A 19,017-nucleotide genomic window follows, 5' to 3' on the forward strand; every position below is an offset into this window, starting at 1 on the left:
AACCAGCCGTTAGCTGTTGAGATAGCGGACGGTACTGCACCGATGGGCGCCTGCAGCGCCCGGTCATCAACCGCAGTCGCGACCGGAGCCGTGTTTGAACCTGAGCATGGCCCCGGTCGCGACTGACACAATCTATCCGACGGAGATCTCTTGCTATGGTTGGCAAAGATGGAATTTTGAAAGGAATGAGTCCGGCGGCAACGATCAGCTCCATGGTGATCGTTACCTTGTTTGTGCTGGGCGGCGCCCTTTATCCGGACGCCGCCGCCGGCCTGTTCAGCGCCGTGTCCAGCGGCATTCTTACCCACTTCAAATGGTATTACATCGCCATCGTCGCGCTGATGCTGGTGTTTTGCGTGGTGCTGGCGTTCAGCCGCTTTGGCCAGCTTCGCCTGGGCAGTGACGACGCCCGGCCGGAATACGGCCTGTTTTCCTGGTTCGCCATGCTGTTCAGTGCCGGTATGGGCATTGGTCTGGTGTTCTGGTCCATTGCCGAGCCCATCTACCACTTTCAGGCCAACCCCTTTATTGCCGAGGGGCTGACACCGGAAGCGGCGGAAGTGGCCATGCGCATTACCTTCTTTCACTGGGGGCTGCACCCCTGGGCCATTTATGTGGTAGTTGGGCTGGCGCTGGCTTATTTCTCCTACCGGCGGGGCCTGCCGTTGACCATTCGCTCGGCGCTCTATCCGCTCATCGGCAAGCGCATCTATGGCTGGATGGGCCATACCGTCGATGTGCTGGCGGTGTTTGGCACCGTGTTCGGGGTGGCCACTTCCCTTGGCCTGGGCGTGGCCCAGATCAACACCGGCCTCAATCACCTGTTTGGCGTTGAGGTGAGCACCGGCAATCAGCTGCTGCTGATCCTGGTGATTTCACTGGTGGCAACCGCCTCGGTGTTATCGGGCATTGGCCGGGGCGTGAAATGGCTGTCGGAGATCAACATCTGGCTGACCGTGGCCATACTGGTATTTTTGCTGGCCTATGGCCCCACCAGTTACCTGCTGCAGAGTTATGTGCAGGGTATTGGCGACTATCTGGCCCATGTGGTGCCGCTCAGCACCTGGACCGACGCCAGCAAAAACAGTGGCTGGCAGTCGGGCTGGACCGTGTTCTACTGGGGCTGGTGGATGTCGTGGTCGCCCTTTGTGGGCATGTTTATCGCTCGCATCTCCCGCGGCCGCACCATTCGCGAATTTATCTGCGGTGTGCTGCTGGTACCCACCCTGCTGGGCATGTTGTGGCTCACCCTGTTCGGCGGCACCGCCCTGTTCCTGGAGTTGACCCACACCGTGACCAACGCCGCCGGTGAAGCGGTCAGCGCCATTGGCCAGGCCGGCATTGTGACCGCTGTGGGCGAGAGCGTGACCTCGGCGCTGTATGTCACCCTGAGCCAGCTCGACGGCGGCACCATGGGCTATCTGGCCTCGTTGCTGGCCACCGTGCTGGTTGCGCTTTACTTCATTACCTCTGCCGACTCCGGCACCCTGGTAGTGACCACCATACTGTCGCTGGGTGAAGAGCATCCGCCTCGCAGCCAGCGGGTAATATGGGGACTGTCGGTTGCCGCGGTGGCGGCCATTCTGATGCTCGCGGGCGGCCTGTCGGCCCTGCAAACCGCGGCCATTATTGCCGCCTTCCCATTCTCGATGGTGATCATGGTGATGATGTGGGGCCTGTTTAAGGGCCTGCACGAGGAACTGCCGGCGCCCTTGCCGGTGGCCACCCGAGTACCGCCGGCGCCCTGAGCCGCCAGGAAAGCGGGTTTTTAATCTAAAAAAGCATAACGAAACCGCCTTTTTATGGCGGTTTTCTCATATTTATGGCTTGCGGGCGTCAGACGCTTCAACCGGCACTCATCAGGCGTAACCATATGTAAAGCCATATCATTTCAGACTTTCCATGAGCATTTCATATATGAGTAAAAGGTTAATTATGACGCCTGATATTCAAACTGTGACTGAGCGCCTAAAAATGAACGGTATTCGTCTGGCGAAAAGTAAAACTAATGTTATATGTTTTGCTTATGGGTGGATTTGCTACGCAAATGCCACTCCATGAAATGTCGCAATCACGATAAAAAGGATCCCGAATGCGACCGCACAGGGACCAGGAGCAAGAGCAATGAACGAACCACAGCGTGTCGGCTTCCTGTTAGTAGACAACTTCACCATGATTTCCCTGGCTTCGGCCATCGAGCCCCTGCGCATGGCCAACCAGCTGTCGGGCAGGGCACTTTATGAGTGGGTCATGCTGAGCGAAAGCGGCCAGCCGGTACGGGCCAGTGACGGCATGACCGTCACCCCTGATCACGGCATTCACGACGCCGGTCACCTCGACATGATGTTGCTGTGTGGCGGCGTGGGTGTGGCCAACGCCCGCAGCCGCAGCCTGCGGGCCTGGCTGCAACAGCTGGCGCACCGCAAGGTGAAGCTGGGCGCCCTGTGTACCGGCAGCTATCTGCTGGCCGACGCCGGGGTGCTCGACGGTTATCGCTGCACCCTGCATTGGGAATACATGGCCGCCTTCAAGGAGGCGTTTCCCCGGCTCGAAACCAGCAATGCGCTGTATTGCATCGACCGGGACCGGCTCACCAGCAGCGGCGGCACCGTGCCCATGGACATGATGTTGCACCTGATTGAAAAGGAACATTCCAGCGCCCTCAGCACCGCCATTTGCGACATGTTCCTGTGTGAGCGCATTCGCGATGGCCAGGAAGAGCAAAAGGTGCTGCTGCGCCACCTGGTGGGCCCGGCCCAGCCCAAGTTGGCGGAAGTGGTGGCACTGATGGAAGCCAACCTGGAAGAGCCCATTACCCTGGATGAGCTGGCCCACTATGTGGGGCTGTCCCGCCGTCAGGTAGAGCGGCTGTTTCAGCGCCACGTCAAGTGTTCGCCGTCGCGCTATTACCTCAACCTGCGCCTGAAACGGGCTCGGCAGTTGCTGCGCCAGACCTCACTGTCGATTATCGACATCGCCACCGCCTGTGGCTTTGTCTCTACCCCCCATTTCAGCAAGTGCTATCGCGAGTGCTTTGGCGTGCCACCCCGCGACGACCGCCTGAGAAACGGCACCACCGCCAGCCACGGCATGGCCCCGCCGGCGAGTGAACTGAGCCTGAACCTCAGCAGCGCCCGCAACGAGCCCACCTTTGCCTCGGTCACGCTCTGATATTCAGTTCCCCTTTGTCATGCCCGCGAAGGCGGGCATCCAGGGCATGGCGCACGGCTTCGACTATAGTGCGCGGCTGCAGAAATGCTTGGGCTCCCGACTTCGCGGGAGCGACAAGGAAAAGCTCAGCAGTGGCGACTCAAATAATCTCCTCCCACAGATCCCGCCAGCCGGGATTCTGCGTTTCAATCAGCCGTAGTTTCCAGGCCCGGTTCCATTTTTTAAGCTGCTTTTCGCGGGTGATGGCGGCGTACATGTCGTCGTGAAGCTCGAAGTACACCAGCCAGTGCAGTCCGTAACGGGCTGAAAATCCTTCCACGGCTTCCTGCTTGTGCTGCCAGACGCGCCGCACCAGGTTGCTGGTGACGCCGATATAAAGCGTGCCGTTGCGCTTGTTGGTCAGCATATATACAGCAGGCTGTTTGGGCATGGTGAAGAACCTATCGGGGAGGGTGGTTTTCAGTTTACGACAACAAATGGATTCTGATGCCCTGACCTGAACCCCCTGTGTTGTCTGCTGACCCGCACTGGACCCCCGCCTTCGCGGGGGTGACGAAAAAACGTGGGGGTGACGAAAAAACGCGGGGTGAGGACCGTGTTCGTCATGCCCGTGAAGACGGGCATCCAGAACATGGTGCACTGGCCTGAACTCTCCGGGTTGTCTGCTGAGCCGCACTGGACCCCCGCCTTCGCGGGGGCGACGAGAGAAAGCGCGGGGATGACGTTCCTGCGCAGGGGTGACGTTTTTAACTATGCCCCGGTCGCTTTCAGCCACAGCGCCCCCATTGGCGCGGGATAGACTGCCCCTGAATCCGGTGAATACCGTGTCACCGTCAACCGAATGCGAGGAAGGGCAGGCTATGGAAAATGCAGCAGAGGTACACCGTCAGTCGATCGTGATCGACGGCCTCATTATCGCCAACTGGGGGCGCGAACTGTTTGAAGACATGCGCCGGGGCGGACTGACCGCGGCCAACTGCACCGTGTCGGTGTGGGAAGGGTTTCAGGCCACGGTCAACAACATTGCCGAGTTTAACCGTCACTTTCAGGAGCACGGCGATCTGATTCGGCCGGTGCGCACCACCGCCGACATTCTGGCCGCCAAGGAAGAAGGCCGCACCGGCATCATTCTCGGTTTTCAGAACGCCCACGCCTTTGAAGATCAGCTCGGCTATGTCGAAATCTTCAAGCAGCTGGGCGTGGGCATCGTGCAGATGGCCTACAACACCCAGAACCTGGTGGGCACCGGCTGTTATGAGCGGGACGGCGGTTTGTCCGGCTTTGGCCGCGAGGTGGTGGCCGAGATGAACCGGGTGGGCATTATGTGCGATCTGTCCCACGTGGGTGCCAAAACCTCGGAAGAGGTGATCCTCGAGTCCAAGAAGCCGGTGTGCTATTCCCACTGCCTGCCCGCCGGGCTCAAGGACCACCCGCGCAACAAGTCGGACGCCGAACTGCGTTTCATCGCCGAGCACGGCGGCTTTGTGGGCGTGACCATGTTTGCGCCCTTCCTGAAGAAAGGCATTGAGTCCACCGTTGACGATTACGTCGAGGCCATTGGTTATGTGCTGGACATCGTGGGTGAAGACGCCATCGGCATCGGCACCGACTTTACCCAGGGGCACGATCAGAACTTCTTCGAGTGGCTCACTCACGACAAGGGCTATGCCCGCCGCCTGACCCGTTTTGGCGAAATCATCAACCCCGAAGGCATTCGCACCATAGGTGAATTCCCCAATCTCACCGAGGCCCTGCTGCGCAATGGTTATTCTCCGCGACTGGTGGAGAAGATCATGGGCGGCAACTGGGTTCGTGTGCTCAAGGACGTTTGGGGCGAATAAGCAGAATCAAGGAAGCAAGGGAGAAACAACAATGTCAGTACATGCACCCGAAATGCCGATTGAAGTAGACGCCGACACCGGCGTGTGGACCACAGACGCCCTGCCCATGCTCTATGTGCCGCGTCACTTCTTCGTGAACAACCACATGGCCATCGAGGAAGAGCTGGGCCCGGAGCGCTATGCCGAAATCCTCTACAAGGCCGGTTACAAGTCGGCCTGGCACTGGTGTGAAAAAGAAGCCGAGTGCCATGGCATCAGCGGCGACGCCGTGTTTGAGCACTACATGAAGCGCCTGTCTCAGCGTGGCTGGGGCCTGTTCACCATTGAGCAGCTGGATATTGCCGCCGGCACCGCCCGGGTTCGCCTGGATCACTCCGCCTTCGTCTATCAGTACGGCAAGGTAGAGCGCATGGTGGATTACATGTTCACCGGCTGGTTCGCCGGCGCCATGGATCAGATTGCCCAAAGCCTGGGCTATTCGGTGCGTACTCAGGCTCGCCAGACCCAGAGCGGTGCCCAGAGCGGCTGCGATTACGGCCTGTTTGAAGTGAGCCCGCTGTAAGGCCTCCCAACACGTCATGCCCGCGAAGGCGGGCATCCAGAACATGGAGTACAGGTTCGGCAACAACGCCGGTTTGCAGAAATGCATGGACTCCCGCCTACGCGGGAGTGACGACAAAAGGGCGCGGGAGTGACGGAAAGGCAGGCGCTCACACGAGCAGGTTTTAATTTTCGGCGGGCCGGGAATACGGCCCGCAGCATGTACAAGAGGATTCCAGGATGGGACAGTTCGACGCCTTGTTTCAACCCATGAACATCAACAAGCTCACCATTCGCAACCGGGTGGTAAGCACGGCCCATGCCGAGGTGTATGCCACCGACGGCGGCATGACCACGGATCGCTACGTTAAGTATTACGAAGAAAAGGCCAAAGGCGGCCTGGGCCTGGCCATTTGCGGCGGCTCCAGCGTGGTGTCCATCGACAGTCCCCAGGCCTGGTGGAGCTCGGTTAACCTGAGCACCGACCGTATTATTCCTCACTTTCAGAATCTGGCCGACGCCATGCACAAGCACGGCGCCAAGATCATGATTCAGATCACCCACATGGGCCGGCGCTCCCGCTGGGACGGTTACAACTGGAGCACCCTGGTATCGCCGTCCGGCATTCGCGAGCCGGTGCACCGCGCCACCTGTAAAACCATAGAGCCGGAAGAAATTCAGCGCATCATCGGCGACTACGCCCAGGCCGCCCGCCGTGCCAAGGAAGGGGGGCTGGACGGGGTGGAAGTGTCCGCCGTGCACCAGCACCTGATCGATCAGTTCTGGAGCCCGCGGGTCAACAAGCGCACCGACGAATGGGGCGGCAACTTTGAAAACCGCATGCGTTTCGGCCTGGAAGTGCTCAAGGCCATTCGCGCCGAGGTGGGCCCCGACTTCGCCGTGGGCATGCGCATCTGTGGTGACGAGTTCCACCCCGACGGCCTCAGCCACGACGACATGAAGCAGATCGCCAAATACTATGACGACACCGGCATGGTGGACTTCTTTGGCGTGATCGGCTCCGGTTGCGACACTCACAATACCCTGGCCAACGTGATTCCCAACATGAGTTACCCGCCCGAGCCCTTCCTGCATCTGGCGGCGGGCATCAAGGAAGTGGTGACCGTGCCGGTGATCCACGCCCAGAACATCAAGGATCCGAACCAGGCCCAGCGTATTCTGGAAGGCGGCTACGTCGACTTCGTGGGCATGACCCGGGCGCACATGGCCGACCCGCACCTGATCACCAAGATCAAGCTGGGTCAGGTCGACCAAATCAAGCAGTGTGTGGGCGCCAACTACTGTATCGACCGTCAGTACCAGGGCCTGGACGTGCTCTGTATTCAGAACGCGGCCACTTCGCGCGAGCACCTGGGCATGCCCCATATTATCGAGAAAACCGACGGTCCCATTCGCAAGGTGGTGGTGGTGGGCGGCGGCCCCGGTGGCATGGAGGCGGCCCGGGTGGCGGCCGAGCGCGGCCATAACGTGGTGCTGTTTGAAAAGGCGCCCGAGCTGGGCGGTCAGATCACCCTGGCGGGCAAGGCGCCCCAGCGTGACCAGATTGCCGGTATTACCCGCTGGTACGCCCTGGAGCTGGCCCGCCTCAAGGTGGATGTGCGTCTGGACACCGCCGCCGATCTGCCCGCCATCATGGGCGAGCAGCCCGACGTGGTGATCCTGGCGGTGGGCGGTACTCCCTTCCTGGAGCAGAACCCCGAGTGGGGCGCGGAAGAAGGCCTGGTGGTGAGCACCTGGGACATTCTCTCCGGCAAGGTAGAGCCGGCCAAGAACGTGCTGGTATACGACACCATTTGCGAGTTTTCCGGCATGTCAGCGGCGGATTACCTGGCGTCCAAGGGCAGCCTGGTGGAGATAGTGACCGACGACATCAAGCCCGGCGCGGCCATTGGCGGCACGACCTTCCCCACCTATTACCGCTCGCTCTATGAGCGCGAGGTGATCATGACTTCCGATCTGGCCCTGCACAAGGTCTACAAGGAGGGCGACAAGCTGGTGGCGGTGCTGGAAAACGAATACACCGGCCAGCAGGAAGAGCGGGTGGTGGATCAGATTGTGGTGGAGAACGGCCTGCGTCCGGACGAGCGGCTGTATTACGAGCTGAAGGACGATGCGGTCAACAAGGGCCAGATCGATCTTGAGGCCCTGTATGACGCCAAACCCCAGCCGGCCCTGGCCGAGCACGGCAAGGGCTATCTGCTCTACCGTCTGGGCGATTGCGTGTCCCAGCGCAACACCCATGCCGCCATCTACGACGCCCTGCGTCTGTGTAAAGACTTCTGAGTCTGGGGCCGGGGGCAACCCCGGCCCTGCGAGGAGCCCGCTATGTTCGAGCCTGTGATCCCTTATTTGTTAACGCTGGCCTTTGCCCTGGCCGCCATCGGCGCCATGCGCCGGGTGCGGCTGTGGCGCCGGGGCCAGGTCAGCCCCGTGGCCTTCTGGCAGGGACTGGCCGCCATGCCGCGCCGCTATCTGGTGGATCTGCACCATGTGGTGGCGCGGGACAAGTACATGTCCAATACCCACGTGGCCACCGGCGGCGGTTTTGTGCTGGCGCTGGTGCTGGTGGTGCTGGTGCACGGCCTGGGCCTGCACAGCGCCTGGCTGGTATGGCCGTTGCTGGGTGCCAGCCTGCTGATGACGGTGGGCGCGCTGTTTGTATGGAAGCGCCGGCAAAAGCCCGCCAGCGAACTGCCCAACTCGCGGCTGTCCCGTGGCCCCTGGCAACGACTGCCGAAAAGCCTGCTGGCGTTTTCGCTGGGCTTTTTTATCGCCACCCTGCCGGCCGCCGGCATTCTGCCCGAGGGCACCGGCAGTGGCCTGCTGGCGCTGGTACTGCTGGCGGTGTGCGCCTGGGGCCTGGGCGAGCTGGTGTTTGGCATGGCCTGGGGCGGCCCCATGAAGCACGCCTTTGCCGGTGCCCTGCACCTGGCCTTTCACCGCCGTCCGGCCCGCTTTGGCGGCGGCCGTGACACCGGCCTGAAGGCGCTCGATCTGAACGCCGACAAGCTGGGGGTGGAAAAGGTCACCGATTTTAAATGGAACCAACTGCTGGGCTTTGACGCCTGCGTGCAGTGCGGCCGCTGTGAAAGCAAGTGCCCGGCCTTTGCCGCCGGCCAGCCGCTTAACCCCAAAAAGCTCATTCAGGACATGGTGACCAGCCTGGCCGCCCAGGAAGAGGTGGCCTACCGCGGCAGCCCGCATCCGGGCCAGGAAGGCGCCGCCCGCACCGGCTGCCCCGACAAGCCGCTGGTGGAGAGCATGCTCGACAGCCAGACCCTGTGGTCGTGCACCACCTGCCGCGCCTGCGTGGAAGAGTGCCCCATGATGATTGAGCACGTGGATGCCGTGGTCGACATGCGCCGCTTTCTGACCCTGGAGCGGGGCCAGACCCCGGGCAAGGGCCAGGAAGTGCTGGAAAACCTGATTGCCACCGACAATCCGGGTGGCCTGGCCCCGGCCAGCCGCAGTCATTGGGCCGCCGATCTCAATATGCCGCTGATGAAGGACATCGGTGAGGTCGACGTGCTGCTGTGGGTAGGTGACGGCGCCTTTGACATGCGCAACCAGCGCACCCTGCGTGCCCTGGTGCAGCTGATGCGCGCCGCCGGAGTGGACTTTGCCTTTCTCGGTAACGAAGAGCTGGACTCGGGGGATCTGGCCCGCCGGCTGGGCGACGAAGCCACCTTCCAGCGCCTGGCCAAGGCCAATATTCGTACCCTGGGCAAGTACCGCTTTAACCGCATTGTCACCGCCGATCCGCACTCGCTGCAAAGCCTGGGCACCGAATATGCCGAGCTGGGCGGTGAGCTGAACGTGGTGCATCACAGCGAGCTGCTGGCCGAGCTGCATCAGCAGGGCAAACTGGCGTTCAGCAATGGCCAGAGCGGCAAGCTGACCTACCACGATCCCTGCTACCTGGGTCGGTATAACGGCGTCTATGACGCGCCCCGTTACCTGCTCGACCAGCTCGGCTTTGAGCGCACCGAGATGGAGCGCAGCGGTTTCCGCTCCCGTTGCTGTGGCGGCGGTGGTGGTGCCCCGGTCACCGACATTCCCGGCGAGCGTCGCATTGCCGACATGCGCATGGACGACGCCCGGTCGGTGGATGCCGAGCTGATGGCGGTGGCCTGCCCCCAGTGCACCCTGATGATGGAAGGGGTGGTGGAGCCCCGGCCCGAGGTGAAGGACATTGCCGAGCTGCTGCTTGACGCGCTGGTGCAGCCTGCCGAGCAGCCGAACAAGGAGGAAGCCCATGTCTGACGTCATTCGCAAGGATCCGCGGCTGGCCTGGATTGCCCGCAACCGGCTGCATCCGCGTCACGGCGAGCTGAGCGGCCAGCCGTTGCGCGGCCCCACCGGGCTGCTGCGCAAGAACCCGCGGCCCCAGTGGCAATACGGCCCCAGCGGCCTGCGCCGGCTCGATCGGCTCAACATGCACGGCAACGCCGGGGTGACCACCCTGGTGCGCAAGGCCAGCGAGCAGCCGCAGCTGCCGCTGCATGTGGTGGAAAGTCCGCAGCACTACATTGCCGTCTGGCTGCCGCTGTCCGGCGGCCGCCTGACCGGGCACGGCAAGGACGTGCTCGGCCTGGCCCAGCAACTGGCGGCGGCCCAGGCCCAGAGCACGGCGGTGCTGGGCCTGGTGTGCGGTGAGCTGAAAGAGGGCATTGACGAGGCCGGGGTGGATCGGCTGCTACAACTGGAAGGGGTGGAGGGCTACCAGCCCGAAGCCTGGACCGAGCTGTGCCTGCAGGCAGACAGCGAATACCAGCCGCTGCACTGGCTGTTTCCCGATGCCGGCGAGTCGGCCGAGCTGGGCCGCCGGTTGTCGGTGGCCCTGGGCGAGCGGCCCGCCACCGGGGTGTGGAAGTGGGAAGGGGAACAACTCATTGCCCGCAGCGGTGCCGGCCACCAGGACATTACTCGGCCGCTGTGCCGGCTGCTGTTGCTGTTGGAAGAATGTGCCATGCCCTGCACCGAATACCGCTATCAGACCCTGCCGGTGGAATTTGAGGCCGATGCCTTGCCCACCGCCCGGGTACAGGATAAGGGCCGGGTGGCGGTGGATCCGTCCGACATTCCCCTGGCCGAGGCGGAGTTTATTCTCTCCGCCGGTAACGGGGTACACGACTGGGAGCAGTTCCACCAGGCCGCGACCTTGTTGGGGGCCGCCGAAGGGGCCAGCCGGGTGGCGGTGGACGACGGCTTTATGCCGCGCAACCGCCAGGTGGGGGCCACCGGTACCTGGGTGAGTGCCCGGGTCTACATTGCCGTGGGCATTTCCGGCGCCGTGCAGCACCTGCAGGGCCTGGGCAAGGTGGAAAAGGTGGTGGCCATCAACCAGGACAGCGACTGTGACATGGTCAAGCGGGCCGGCCTGAGTGCCATTGGCGACAGCCGCGAAATTCTGGCGGCGCTGATGGAACTGGCGTCTGCCAAATCGGAGCAGGAGATAAGCGATGCAGCCTGAACATCTGAACATTGCGGTGCTGGTGAGTGAAGGCCGTCACCCGGTATCGGGCCGCGCCCGCCGTGCTCTGCAGGATGCCTGCGCCCTGGAAGTGGCCTTTGCCCTGGGGGGCGAGCTTGAGGTGATCCATGCCGGTGATCCGGAGCGCCCGGCGCTGCAGGATTACCTGGGCATGGGCCTGCCGCGCATGACGGTGCTGCGCCAGGGGCAGGACGACGACGCGCTGTCGGTGCTGGCGCCCTACCTGGACGAACGCCAGCCCGATCTGCTGCTCACCGGCATTCATGCCGAGCAGGGCGAGGGCTCGGGCATGCTGCCCTACCTGCTGGCCGAGCACCTGGGCTGGCCGCTGGTGACCGGCATTGCCGCCGTCGAGTCCATCGAGGGGGACGAGGTTACCCTGTTGCAGGCCCTGCCACGGGGCCAGCGCCGGCGCATTACTGCTCGGCTGCCGCTGGTGGCCAGTGTGGATGAAGCCGCCGCCAGCCCCCGTCAGCTCGCCTTTGCCCGGGCCCGGCGTGGAGCCATCACCGAGCAGCTGCCGGTGGCCCCGCGTCGCGACGCCGAAAGCCATGGCTGGCAGTGGCAGGACGCCAGGCCCAGGCCCAAGCGGCTGAAAGTGGCTCGTGCCAAGACCGCCGCCGACCGCTTCAAGCAGGCCACCGCCAAGGCCCAGGGCGGCAAGGGGCAAATCATTCGCGATGACCCTCAGGCCGCCGCCCAGGCCATCTATGATCTTTTGGTGGAGGAAGGAGTTCTGCGCAAATAAGCACTGTCTTGGGGAAGACAACGCAAAACGCCGGCAAATGCCGGCGTTTTTTATGGGAGATTCAGGACAGAATGGCCCGAGTGGCGTGGCGAAAGTGGCTCACAAAGGTCAGCACCCGTTTGGGCAGGCTGCCCCAGGAATAAAGCAGGTAAATGGGCAGGGGAGGCAACTGCCACTGGGGCAGCACACGGATCAGTCGCCCGGGTGATGTTGCTCCCGCATGCGCACCATGTAGTCGGGCAGCACGCCCATGCCGTTTGAGCGCACGATGCTTTCCAGCTGCATGGCAATCTGATCCGTCCACACGCGGGACTTGGGAATCTGAATGGTTCTGGTGCCGTCTTCCCCATGGTGCAGCTCAAGATCGCCGGCGGGCTGATAGAAGTGATGCATGTTCACCCAGTCCACCCGCGCGAGATCATCCACCGAGTTCAGCGAGGCCTGCCTGGCCAGATAGCTGCGGGAGGCATACAGGCTGCAGGTGAGGTTGCCAATCAGCTCTTCCTTCAACCGGCTCAGCTCCGGCGTGCCAAGCCAGACGGTGACATCAAACTGATCGGCCTCGGCACACTGGGTGACCGCCTTCAGGCTGAGCCGCACCTCGGGGTACTGCTCGGAAAAATTGATGATTTCCTTGGGAAACCAGGAGCGGATCAGTCCGGAAAAAACGCCTACGTTCAAATCGCCGGTCACCGAGGCCTTGAGTGAGTCAACCTGCTCCTGGGCGGTGCGGGCCGCTTCCAGAATTTGTCGGGCAAAAGGATAGAAGGCCTGGCCCGCCTCGTTTAAATGCAGCTTGTTTGACTGGCGCAGCAACAGGGGCTGGCCCACGTCGTTTTCCAGATGGGTGATGCGCCGGCTCAGGGTGGATTTGGACACGCCGAGTGATCGGGCCGTTTCCGTAAGACTGCCACTTTCGACCAGTTTCACGAAGCTGACCAGATCATTCATGTCGTACATAGCACTATTTCCACGGCTCGAATTGAAGGGAAGGGAACGTATCGTTCCCTCCATCGCAATGCAGGTTATGTGAGAATTTAAATGATAACCACTCTTTGTAAATGATATGGAGCCGCGATGCAGCCTTTTACCTTCAGGGCCTTACCTACCACAGGCAGGGCTGGACCGCGAGCATGACCCTGTTCGACAACCGCTTTGATGACAAGATAGTCACCACCGATTGCCCCGCGGGCGTCTGCTTCGATCCCGACGCGCGCCACTACACCAACGTAGACAAGGCCAGGACCCAGGGAGTGGAGCTGAGCACCACGGCTCAGTTGACGGCAACGGTGAAGGCCAGTGCCAATTACACCTATACCCGTTCCGAGCAGCTTTCCGGCGAGCACCGGGGTCAGCCACTCACTCAGATGCCACTGCACCTGTTTGCGTCTTCGGTGGACTGGCAGATGGCGCCACGGCTGGGCGGCTGGCTGAAATACGAGTATCGAGGCACGGAATCTCAGGAAACCGGTTTGTCATCCAACACCGCCACGCGAGCGCCGGCCTACTCTTTGTTTCACCTGGGGCTGCAATATGAGGCAAGTCGGCACATTGTGCTGCAGGCCGGCATAGACAACCTGCTGGACGAGCCCTTTGAATTTGCGGAATACGGCTTTGTAGACAGCGGCAGGGCCTATTGGGCCTCTGCCGAATACCGCTTCTGAACACAACGCCGGCACCTGCCGGCCCTTCACTCAGAACAGCCAGGTGTAAAGAACGCCGGCACTGACCGCCATGGCAATGATCACGGCCAGAAAGGCAACGATCATGGTGTTTTTGAAAATGGACTTCAGCAAAATCACCTCGGTAAGGCTGGCGCCGGCGCTGCCGATGATCAGGGCCATCACCGCGCCCAGCCCCATGCCCTTGGCAGCCAGGGCGGCACTGAGCGGGATCACCGCTTCGGCCCGAATATACAGGGGAATGCCGATAACCGCCGCCACCGGAATGGCAAAGGGGTTGCTGTCATTGGCCAGCCGGGCCACCAGCTCGGTGGGCATAAAGCCGTAGATCATGGAGCCCAGGGCAATGCCGCCAATCAGGTAGGGCAGCACCTTTTTAAAGTCTTTCCAGGTGGCCTGCCAGATTCGGCGCCACTTGCTGATTGGCGCCGCAGCCTGGCCTGCGCATACCGCACCACAGCCCTTTGACAGGGGCTCAATATAGGCCTCCGGCTTGACGAACTGCTCAAAGCCCAGCTTTTCCAGCAGATAGCCGGCCACCACCGACACCCCCATGGCCATCACGAAATAGAACAGGGTGACCTGCAGGCCAAAGGTGACCGCAAACAGGCCGATGATCACCGGGTTTAACAGCGGGCTGGCGAACAGGAACACCATCATGGTGCCAAAGCCCGCCCTGGCCCTTAACAGCCCCTTCAGAAAGGGAATGGTCGAGCACGAGCAAAATGGGGTAATTGCCCCCAGAAAGCCGGCTACCAGGTAACCCCTGCCGTTTCGGCCACTGAGAATGCGCTGAATTTTCCGGGGCGGAATGTACTCCTGCAGCACACCCACCAGGTAGCTTATCAACAGAAACAGCACCGTCAGCTCGGCGGCCAGAAAGGCAAACATGTTCAGGGTGTCTTGCATCATTTTCATGGTGATATCGGGCATAACCTAACCCCTATATTTCTAGAATGTTCGAAATATAAAGGGGAGCATTGGACGGATCAAGACATTTCCATTAATATCGAAATATATTTTTAAAGAGGGTACGCGTGTGGAGCTGGAAACGGTTGCCAAGGCATTGAAAGAACTGGGCCATCCTACCCGGCTGGCGATCTACAGAAAGGTGGTCAGGGCGGGCTATCAGGGCATTGCGGTGGGAGGCCTGCAAGAGCAGCTGGCCGTGCCGGGCTCAACCCTGTCTCATCATATTGCCAGCCTGGCCTCGGCCGGCCTTATCTCTCAGCGGCGGGAAGGGCGTACGCTTTATTGCGTGGCCGAGTTTGAACGCTTGCAGTCGGTGATTGGCTTCCTGCAGGATGAATGCTGTATGGACGAACGCTAAACACAGTCAAAGGAGAACACCGACATGACCACTGCCACTCTGGGCATTCTGGGCGTTGGCCACCTGGCCACCTATACGGTAACCGGCCTGCGCAACGGCGGTGACCAAAGGCGCATTATTCTAAGCCCGCGTAACGCCGCAGCGGCCAGCCGGCTGGCCGAGCAGTGCCGGTGCGAGGTGGCCGGCAGCAATCAGGAGGTGGTGGAGGGCAGCGACATCATTTTGCTGGCGGTGCGGCCGAAGAGCCTGAGCGAGCTGGTGCAAGGGCTGACCTTCAAGCCCGGCCAGCTGGTGATGTCGGCCATGGCGGGAGTGTCGTTGCAGCAGTTGCGGCAACACGCGGCGCTGCAGGGCGCCACCCTGGTGCGCGTGCTGCCGCCGGCCAGTGTGGAGGTGGGCGCCGGGCCGGTGCCGCAGTTTCCGGCCAACGCCACCGCCGAGGCCTTGTTCGGTGCCATGGGCAAGGTGATTGTGCTGGAGTCGGAAGCCCTGTTTGACGTGGCCCTGGCCCACGGCTGCCTGCATGGCTGGAGCTATTTTCTGGTGCAGCAGCTCATTGACTGGAGCGTGGCGCAGGGCATGAGCCAGCACGCCGCCCGGCAAATGGTGGTGCACTCCATCACCAGTGCCATGGCCCTGGCCGAATCCCGCCCCGAGCTTGACTACGGCGACATTGGCAACGGCATTGCCACCCCCGGCACCTTTACCCTGAAAGGCCTGGAGCACATCAACGCGAACAACGGCCTGCAGGCCTGGTCCGACGCCATGGATGCGGTAAGCAAGGCAGAGTAAGCGAAGCCCTCGAAGATCATGCCTTCGAGGGCTTCGAAACAACGCATGGCCTGTAATCCTTAGCCGGTCAGCAACCGGGGCAACCACAGCGCAAGGCCGGGGTAAAAACTAATTAAGGCGGCGGCCAGGCACATGAGCATGAAAAAGGGCAGGGCGGAGTAGGCTACCCTGCCAATGTGTTCACCGGTCAGCCCCTGCAACACGAAGAGATTAAAGCCCACGGGCGGCGTGATCTGCCCAAGTTCTACCATGATCACCAGAAAAACCCCGAACCAGATGGGATCAAAGCCCGCCAGTTGCACAATGGGCAGGGTTATCGGCAGGCTCATTACCGTAATGGAGATGCCGTCCAGAAACAGTCCCAGCACAATGTAAAACAGGGCCAGCGCAACCAGTAACCAGGCGGGAGAAAGGGCTTGCTCGGCAATAAAGCTCGCCAGCTCCCGGGGCAGGTGCAAAAATCCCATGGCGGTGGAGAGCAGGGCGGCGGTGACCAGAATGCTGCATACCATGGTGGCGTTCAGCAGGGTGGCCGCCAGCGCCTCCTTGAACATGGCGAGGTTTAACTGGCGCTCTGCGGCCAGCAGCCCCAGGGTGGCGGCCACACCGACAGCGGCGGCTTCCGACGGGGTTGCAATGCCTGAATAAATGGCGCCCATCACCAGCACAATCAGCAGGAACACGGGGGCCAGACAGGCGAGGCTGTTCAGCAGTGACAGCCCGCCCGCGTTTGCGCGCGGAGCCTTGTCCGGTCGATACAGCGCCAGTGCCATGATATAGCCGGAATAAAGCAGGGCGATCAGCAGGCCGGGGATCACACCGGCCATAAACAGCTGGCTGATGGACACCTCGGCCTGCACACCGTAAACAATCATGACAATGGACGGCGGGATCAACAGACCCAGGCTGCCGGCGCCGGCCAGTGAGCCAATGGACAGATGCCGGTCATAACCCCGACGAGACAGTTCATTGGTGGTGATCTTGCCAATGGTGGCGGTGGTGGCGGCACTGGAGCCGCTGACGGCGGCAAAAATGGCACAGCCAAACACATTGGTGTGTAAAATGCCGCCCGGCACCTTCTGCGCCCAGGGCTCCAGGCCTCGAAACAGCCGGTCCGAGATATTGGAGCGAAAAATCAGCTCTCCCATCAGAATAAACAACGGTATGGCCGACAGCTCCCAGGCGTTGCCCGCGCGATAAAGAATGCGACTCAATATGGCTCCGGCGCGTTCCAGGTCAAATCCGCCCAGCCACACCAGCGAGCCGAGCGCCACCGCCGCCAGCCCGGCAAAAATCCAGGTGCCCAGCCCCAGAAACAGAAAAATAAGGCCGAGCACGCCGGCCGCCAGCATGATGGTTTCCATCAGTGTGCTCCCTGCGGGTTGTTATTTGGCGCAAGCAGGGCCAGGGCCTTGCCAAGCAGGGTAAGGCACAGCAACACCATACCCAGCAACACCATGCCTTCGGGTATCCAGATAGGGGTTTCCGCCAGGGTGTCACTCAGGGTGCCACGCTGATAGCTGCGCCAGACGTTCTTGCCCCATGCCAGGGCCAGAATGGTGAAGGTGACCAGTGCCACCAGGGTGGCAAACAGCTCGGGCACCCAGTGCCAGCGGGTGGGCAGCTTTTCCACCAGTAGCTTCACCTGAATAAGCGAGCCTCGTTCAAGGGCATATCCAAGGCCAAGAAAGGTCATGGTGGCAACGCCGTAGCCCACAAACTCATCCAGCACAAAGGTTGAGTGACCAAACAGCCGCAATCCTATCTCTAGCAATATGTGCGCAGTGATATAGAGAATAAGCCCCATGGCAAGCCAGCCCGCCAGCTGGTTAAGCCGGCGGCTGAATCCAATGATGAGCGCTGCCATGACTCAGCTTCCCTGCCGGAATTGCTCAAGGATCTGCCGGCCTCGCTCACCGGTTTCTTCCAGCCAGTGCTCCGTGGTGGTGTGGGCCGCCGCCTGCAATTCCTGCATGAACTCGGTAGGCAGTTGTTCCTTGATGGCCACCCCGTGTTGCTGCAGCGTGCGATAGTTTTCGGCTACGCGGGCGCGCACCTGCTGCCAGTTCCGTTCGTCGGTCTGACGGGCGGCTTCCAGCACGGCGGTTTGTTGCTCAGGCGACAGACGCTCAAACTCACTGCGGTTCATGTGCACCATATTCAGCGGAATGGCATATTGAATGGCGCTGTAGTGCTCCAGGTGCTCCCAGAAACTGGCGTTGGCACCGGCTTCGGCGGAGGTCAGCACCGCACTGATGCCCCCGGTGGAAAGTTGCGGCACCACATCGGCCCAGGACAGGTTGACCGGAGAGGCGCCGGCATTTTTCAGGGTAAGGGTGCCGTTCTTGTCGTAGGTGCGGATCTTCAGGTTATTCAGGCCGGCGGTAGAGGCCACTTCCTGTTTTGCCCAGATACCGCTGGCCGGCCAGGGGGAGGCATACAGCAGGATCTGATCGTTATCGGCAAATACCTTGTCATAGTGGGGGCGTGCCAGCCGGTACAAGCGCTCTGCGTCATCTTCGTTGCGCACCAGAAAGGGCAGGGAAGAGAGCGCAAAAATGGGGTCTACTCCCGCCAGGGTGCCGGCCAAGGTATCTGCCAGCTGAATGGCATTGTCTGCCACGGCATAGAAATGATCTGCCGACTTGTAGCCGAGCGCCCCACCGGTATGCAGGGCGATGGTGACCTCGTTGCTGGTCAGCTCCTTGACCTTGTCGATAAAGTAGCCGTCTCCTTCGGCATGAATGGAGCTGTGATTATATTCATTGGAGAAGTCCATTCTGGTGGCGGCGGTGGTGTGTTGCGGCAACAGCAAGGCCAGTGACAAGGCGAGTGCGGAGAGGGTTTTTTGCATGATATGGTCATCCCTGACGGTAAGTTTCACCTGAGTATGTGAACTCGTGCTGAGAGACGACGCAGTAAAAGCGACTCAAACATATCCGCCCACGACGTGGCGTATACTCCCGCAATGGCCCCACGAGTGTCGCCAGGCCTTCAATGTAACCACAAGGACAACCATGCCCAGCCGCAATTCAAACCACACTCAGGAAACCCGTGCCAGGCTGGATCGTCTGGCCTGGCTGCTGGACAGCGCCGTTCGGCTGCCCGGCGGTTTTCGCATTGGCCTGGACGGCATCATGGGGCTGGTGCCCGGGGTGGGGGATCTGGCCGGTGCCGCGTTGTCGGGCTACATAGTGCTGCAGGCCGCGCGCATGAAACTGCCGGTTACCCTGCTGGCGCGCATGGGCCTGAACGTGCTGCTGGAAGTGCTGATTGGCAGCATTCCCATTCTTGGGGATCTGTTCGACTTTGCCTTCAAGGCCAACCGCCGCAATGTGCGGTTGATGGAGGACTATTTTGAGCGAACGGGGCGCGAAGGCTGAATTGGCGCCCGCCCG

Annotated in this window: 19 protein-coding genes; 12 read left to right on the forward strand and 7 right to left on the reverse strand. The window is 61.4% G+C overall.

Annotation, left to right across the window (positions count from 1 at the left end):
* Positions 1-155: 155 nt before the first annotated feature.
* Positions 156-1,748 (forward strand): BCCT family transporter, encoded by a 1,593-nt coding sequence (locus B6S08_RS00965; RefSeq protein ID WP_169716348.1) that lies wholly within the window; start codon positions 156-158, stop codon positions 1,746-1,748.
* A gap of 376 nt (positions 1,749-2,124) precedes the next feature.
* Complete coding sequence (gene gbdR / locus B6S08_RS00970; RefSeq protein ID WP_094198920.1) at positions 2,125-3,171, forward strand: choline metabolism transcriptional regulator GbdR; 1,047 nt, start codon at positions 2,125-2,127, stop codon at positions 3,169-3,171.
* 139 nt (positions 3,172-3,310) lie between these two features.
* Here gbdR and B6S08_RS00975 read toward each other — a convergent pair whose 3' ends face one another.
* Positions 3,311-3,601, reverse strand: a complete 291-nt coding sequence (locus tag B6S08_RS00975) for a GIY-YIG nuclease family protein (RefSeq protein WP_094198921.1) — start codon at positions 3,599-3,601, stop codon at positions 3,311-3,313.
* Positions 3,602-4,031: 430 nt separating this feature from the next.
* Here B6S08_RS00975 and B6S08_RS00985 point away from each other — a divergent pair, with 430 nt between their 5' ends.
* The 6 genes from B6S08_RS00985 (at position 4,032) to etfB (ending at position 11,815) form a co-directional block, all read left to right on the forward strand.
* A complete protein-coding gene (locus tag B6S08_RS00985) occupies positions 4,032-5,012 on the forward strand; it encodes a dipeptidase (RefSeq protein WP_094198923.1) in 981 nt (326 codons plus the stop codon).
* A gap of 31 nt (positions 5,013-5,043) precedes the next feature.
* Positions 5,044-5,574 (forward strand): 4-vinyl reductase, encoded by a 531-nt coding sequence (locus tag B6S08_RS00990; protein ID WP_094198924.1) that lies wholly within the window; start codon positions 5,044-5,046, stop codon positions 5,572-5,574.
* Positions 5,575-5,792: 218 nt separating this feature from the next.
* Positions 5,793-7,856, forward strand: a complete 2,064-nt coding sequence (gene dgcA / locus B6S08_RS00995; RefSeq protein WP_094198925.1) for a dimethylglycine demethylation protein DgcA — start codon at positions 5,793-5,795, stop codon at positions 7,854-7,856.
* A 42-nt stretch (positions 7,857-7,898) separates the two neighbouring features.
* Positions 7,899-9,836, forward strand: coding sequence for a (Fe-S)-binding protein (locus B6S08_RS01000; RefSeq protein ID WP_094198926.1), 1,938 nt, complete (start codon positions 7,899-7,901; stop codon positions 9,834-9,836).
* Positions 9,829-11,046, forward strand: a complete 1,218-nt coding sequence (gene etfA, locus B6S08_RS01005) for an electron transfer flavoprotein subunit alpha (RefSeq protein WP_094198927.1) — start codon at positions 9,829-9,831, stop codon at positions 11,044-11,046. The genes B6S08_RS01000 and etfA overlap by 8 nt, the downstream gene beginning before the upstream one ends.
* Positions 11,036-11,815: an electron transfer flavoprotein subunit beta gene (etfB, locus tag B6S08_RS01010; protein WP_094198928.1), complete on the forward strand. Its 780-nt coding sequence runs from the start codon at positions 11,036-11,038 to the stop codon at positions 11,813-11,815. Before etfA ends, etfB begins: the two co-directional genes overlap by 11 nt.
* A 61-nt stretch (positions 11,816-11,876) precedes the next feature.
* Here the strand turns inward: etfB and B6S08_RS18605 are convergent, their stop codons facing one another.
* Both B6S08_RS18605 and B6S08_RS01015 read right to left on the reverse strand, forming a co-directional pair.
* On the reverse strand, positions 11,877-12,002 hold the full coding sequence (locus tag B6S08_RS18605) for a hypothetical protein (protein WP_281254903.1): 126 nt from the start codon (positions 12,000-12,002) through the stop codon (positions 11,877-11,879).
* A 5-nt stretch (positions 12,003-12,007) separates the two neighbouring features.
* A complete protein-coding gene (locus B6S08_RS01015) occupies positions 12,008-12,775 on the reverse strand; it encodes a LysR family transcriptional regulator (RefSeq protein ID WP_169716349.1) in 768 nt (255 codons plus the stop codon).
* Between the two features lie 101 nt (positions 12,776-12,876).
* Here B6S08_RS01015 and B6S08_RS01020 point away from each other — a divergent pair, with 101 nt between their 5' ends.
* Entirely contained in the window at positions 12,877-13,479 is a 603-nt protein-coding gene (locus B6S08_RS01020; protein ID WP_094198930.1) for a TonB-dependent receptor domain-containing protein, read from the forward strand.
* Positions 13,480-13,509: 30 nt separating this feature from the next.
* Here B6S08_RS01020 and B6S08_RS01025 read toward each other — a convergent pair whose 3' ends face one another.
* Positions 13,510-14,415 carry a permease gene (locus B6S08_RS01025; RefSeq protein ID WP_245849786.1) on the reverse strand — a complete coding sequence of 302 codons (906 nt, stop codon included), beginning with the start codon at positions 14,413-14,415 and terminating at the stop codon, positions 13,510-13,512.
* A 121-nt stretch (positions 14,416-14,536) separates the two neighbouring features.
* Between B6S08_RS01025 and B6S08_RS01030 the strand changes: the two genes are divergently transcribed.
* Entirely contained in the window at positions 14,537-14,827 is a 291-nt protein-coding gene (locus B6S08_RS01030) for an ArsR/SmtB family transcription factor (RefSeq protein WP_094198932.1), read from the forward strand.
* Positions 14,828-14,851: 24 nt separating this feature from the next.
* The gene (locus B6S08_RS01035; RefSeq protein WP_094198933.1) at positions 14,852-15,619 is read left to right on the forward strand and encodes an NAD(P)-binding domain-containing protein; all 768 of its coding nucleotides are present in this window, start codon (positions 14,852-14,854) and stop codon (positions 15,617-15,619) included.
* A gap of 59 nt (positions 15,620-15,678) precedes the next feature.
* Here B6S08_RS01035 and B6S08_RS01040 read toward each other — a convergent pair whose 3' ends face one another.
* Genes B6S08_RS01040 through B6S08_RS01050 form a run of 3 tightly spaced genes read right to left on the reverse strand, consistent with a single transcriptional unit; the run spans position 15,679 to position 18,473 of the window.
* Positions 15,679-16,983 (reverse strand): TRAP transporter large permease, encoded by a 1,305-nt coding sequence (locus B6S08_RS01040; protein ID WP_094198934.1) that lies wholly within the window; start codon positions 16,981-16,983, stop codon positions 15,679-15,681.
* The gene (locus B6S08_RS01045; RefSeq protein WP_094198935.1) at positions 16,983-17,486 is read right to left on the reverse strand and encodes a TRAP transporter small permease subunit; all 504 of its coding nucleotides are present in this window, start codon (positions 17,484-17,486) and stop codon (positions 16,983-16,985) included. The genes B6S08_RS01040 and B6S08_RS01045 overlap by 1 nt, the downstream gene beginning before the upstream one ends.
* A gap of 3 nt (positions 17,487-17,489) precedes the next feature.
* A complete protein-coding gene (locus B6S08_RS01050; protein ID WP_094198936.1) occupies positions 17,490-18,473 on the reverse strand; it encodes a TRAP transporter substrate-binding protein in 984 nt (327 codons plus the stop codon).
* 163 nt (positions 18,474-18,636) lie between these two features.
* Here B6S08_RS01050 and B6S08_RS01055 point away from each other — a divergent pair, with 163 nt between their 5' ends.
* Positions 18,637-19,002 (forward strand): DUF4112 domain-containing protein, encoded by a 366-nt coding sequence (locus B6S08_RS01055; RefSeq protein ID WP_094198937.1) that lies wholly within the window; start codon positions 18,637-18,639, stop codon positions 19,000-19,002.
* The last annotated feature ends 15 nt before the right edge of the window (positions 19,003-19,017 follow it).

This window comes from Oceanimonas doudoroffii (assembly GCF_002242685.1).
Lineage (GTDB): Bacteria > Pseudomonadota > Gammaproteobacteria > Enterobacterales > Aeromonadaceae > Oceanimonas > Oceanimonas doudoroffii.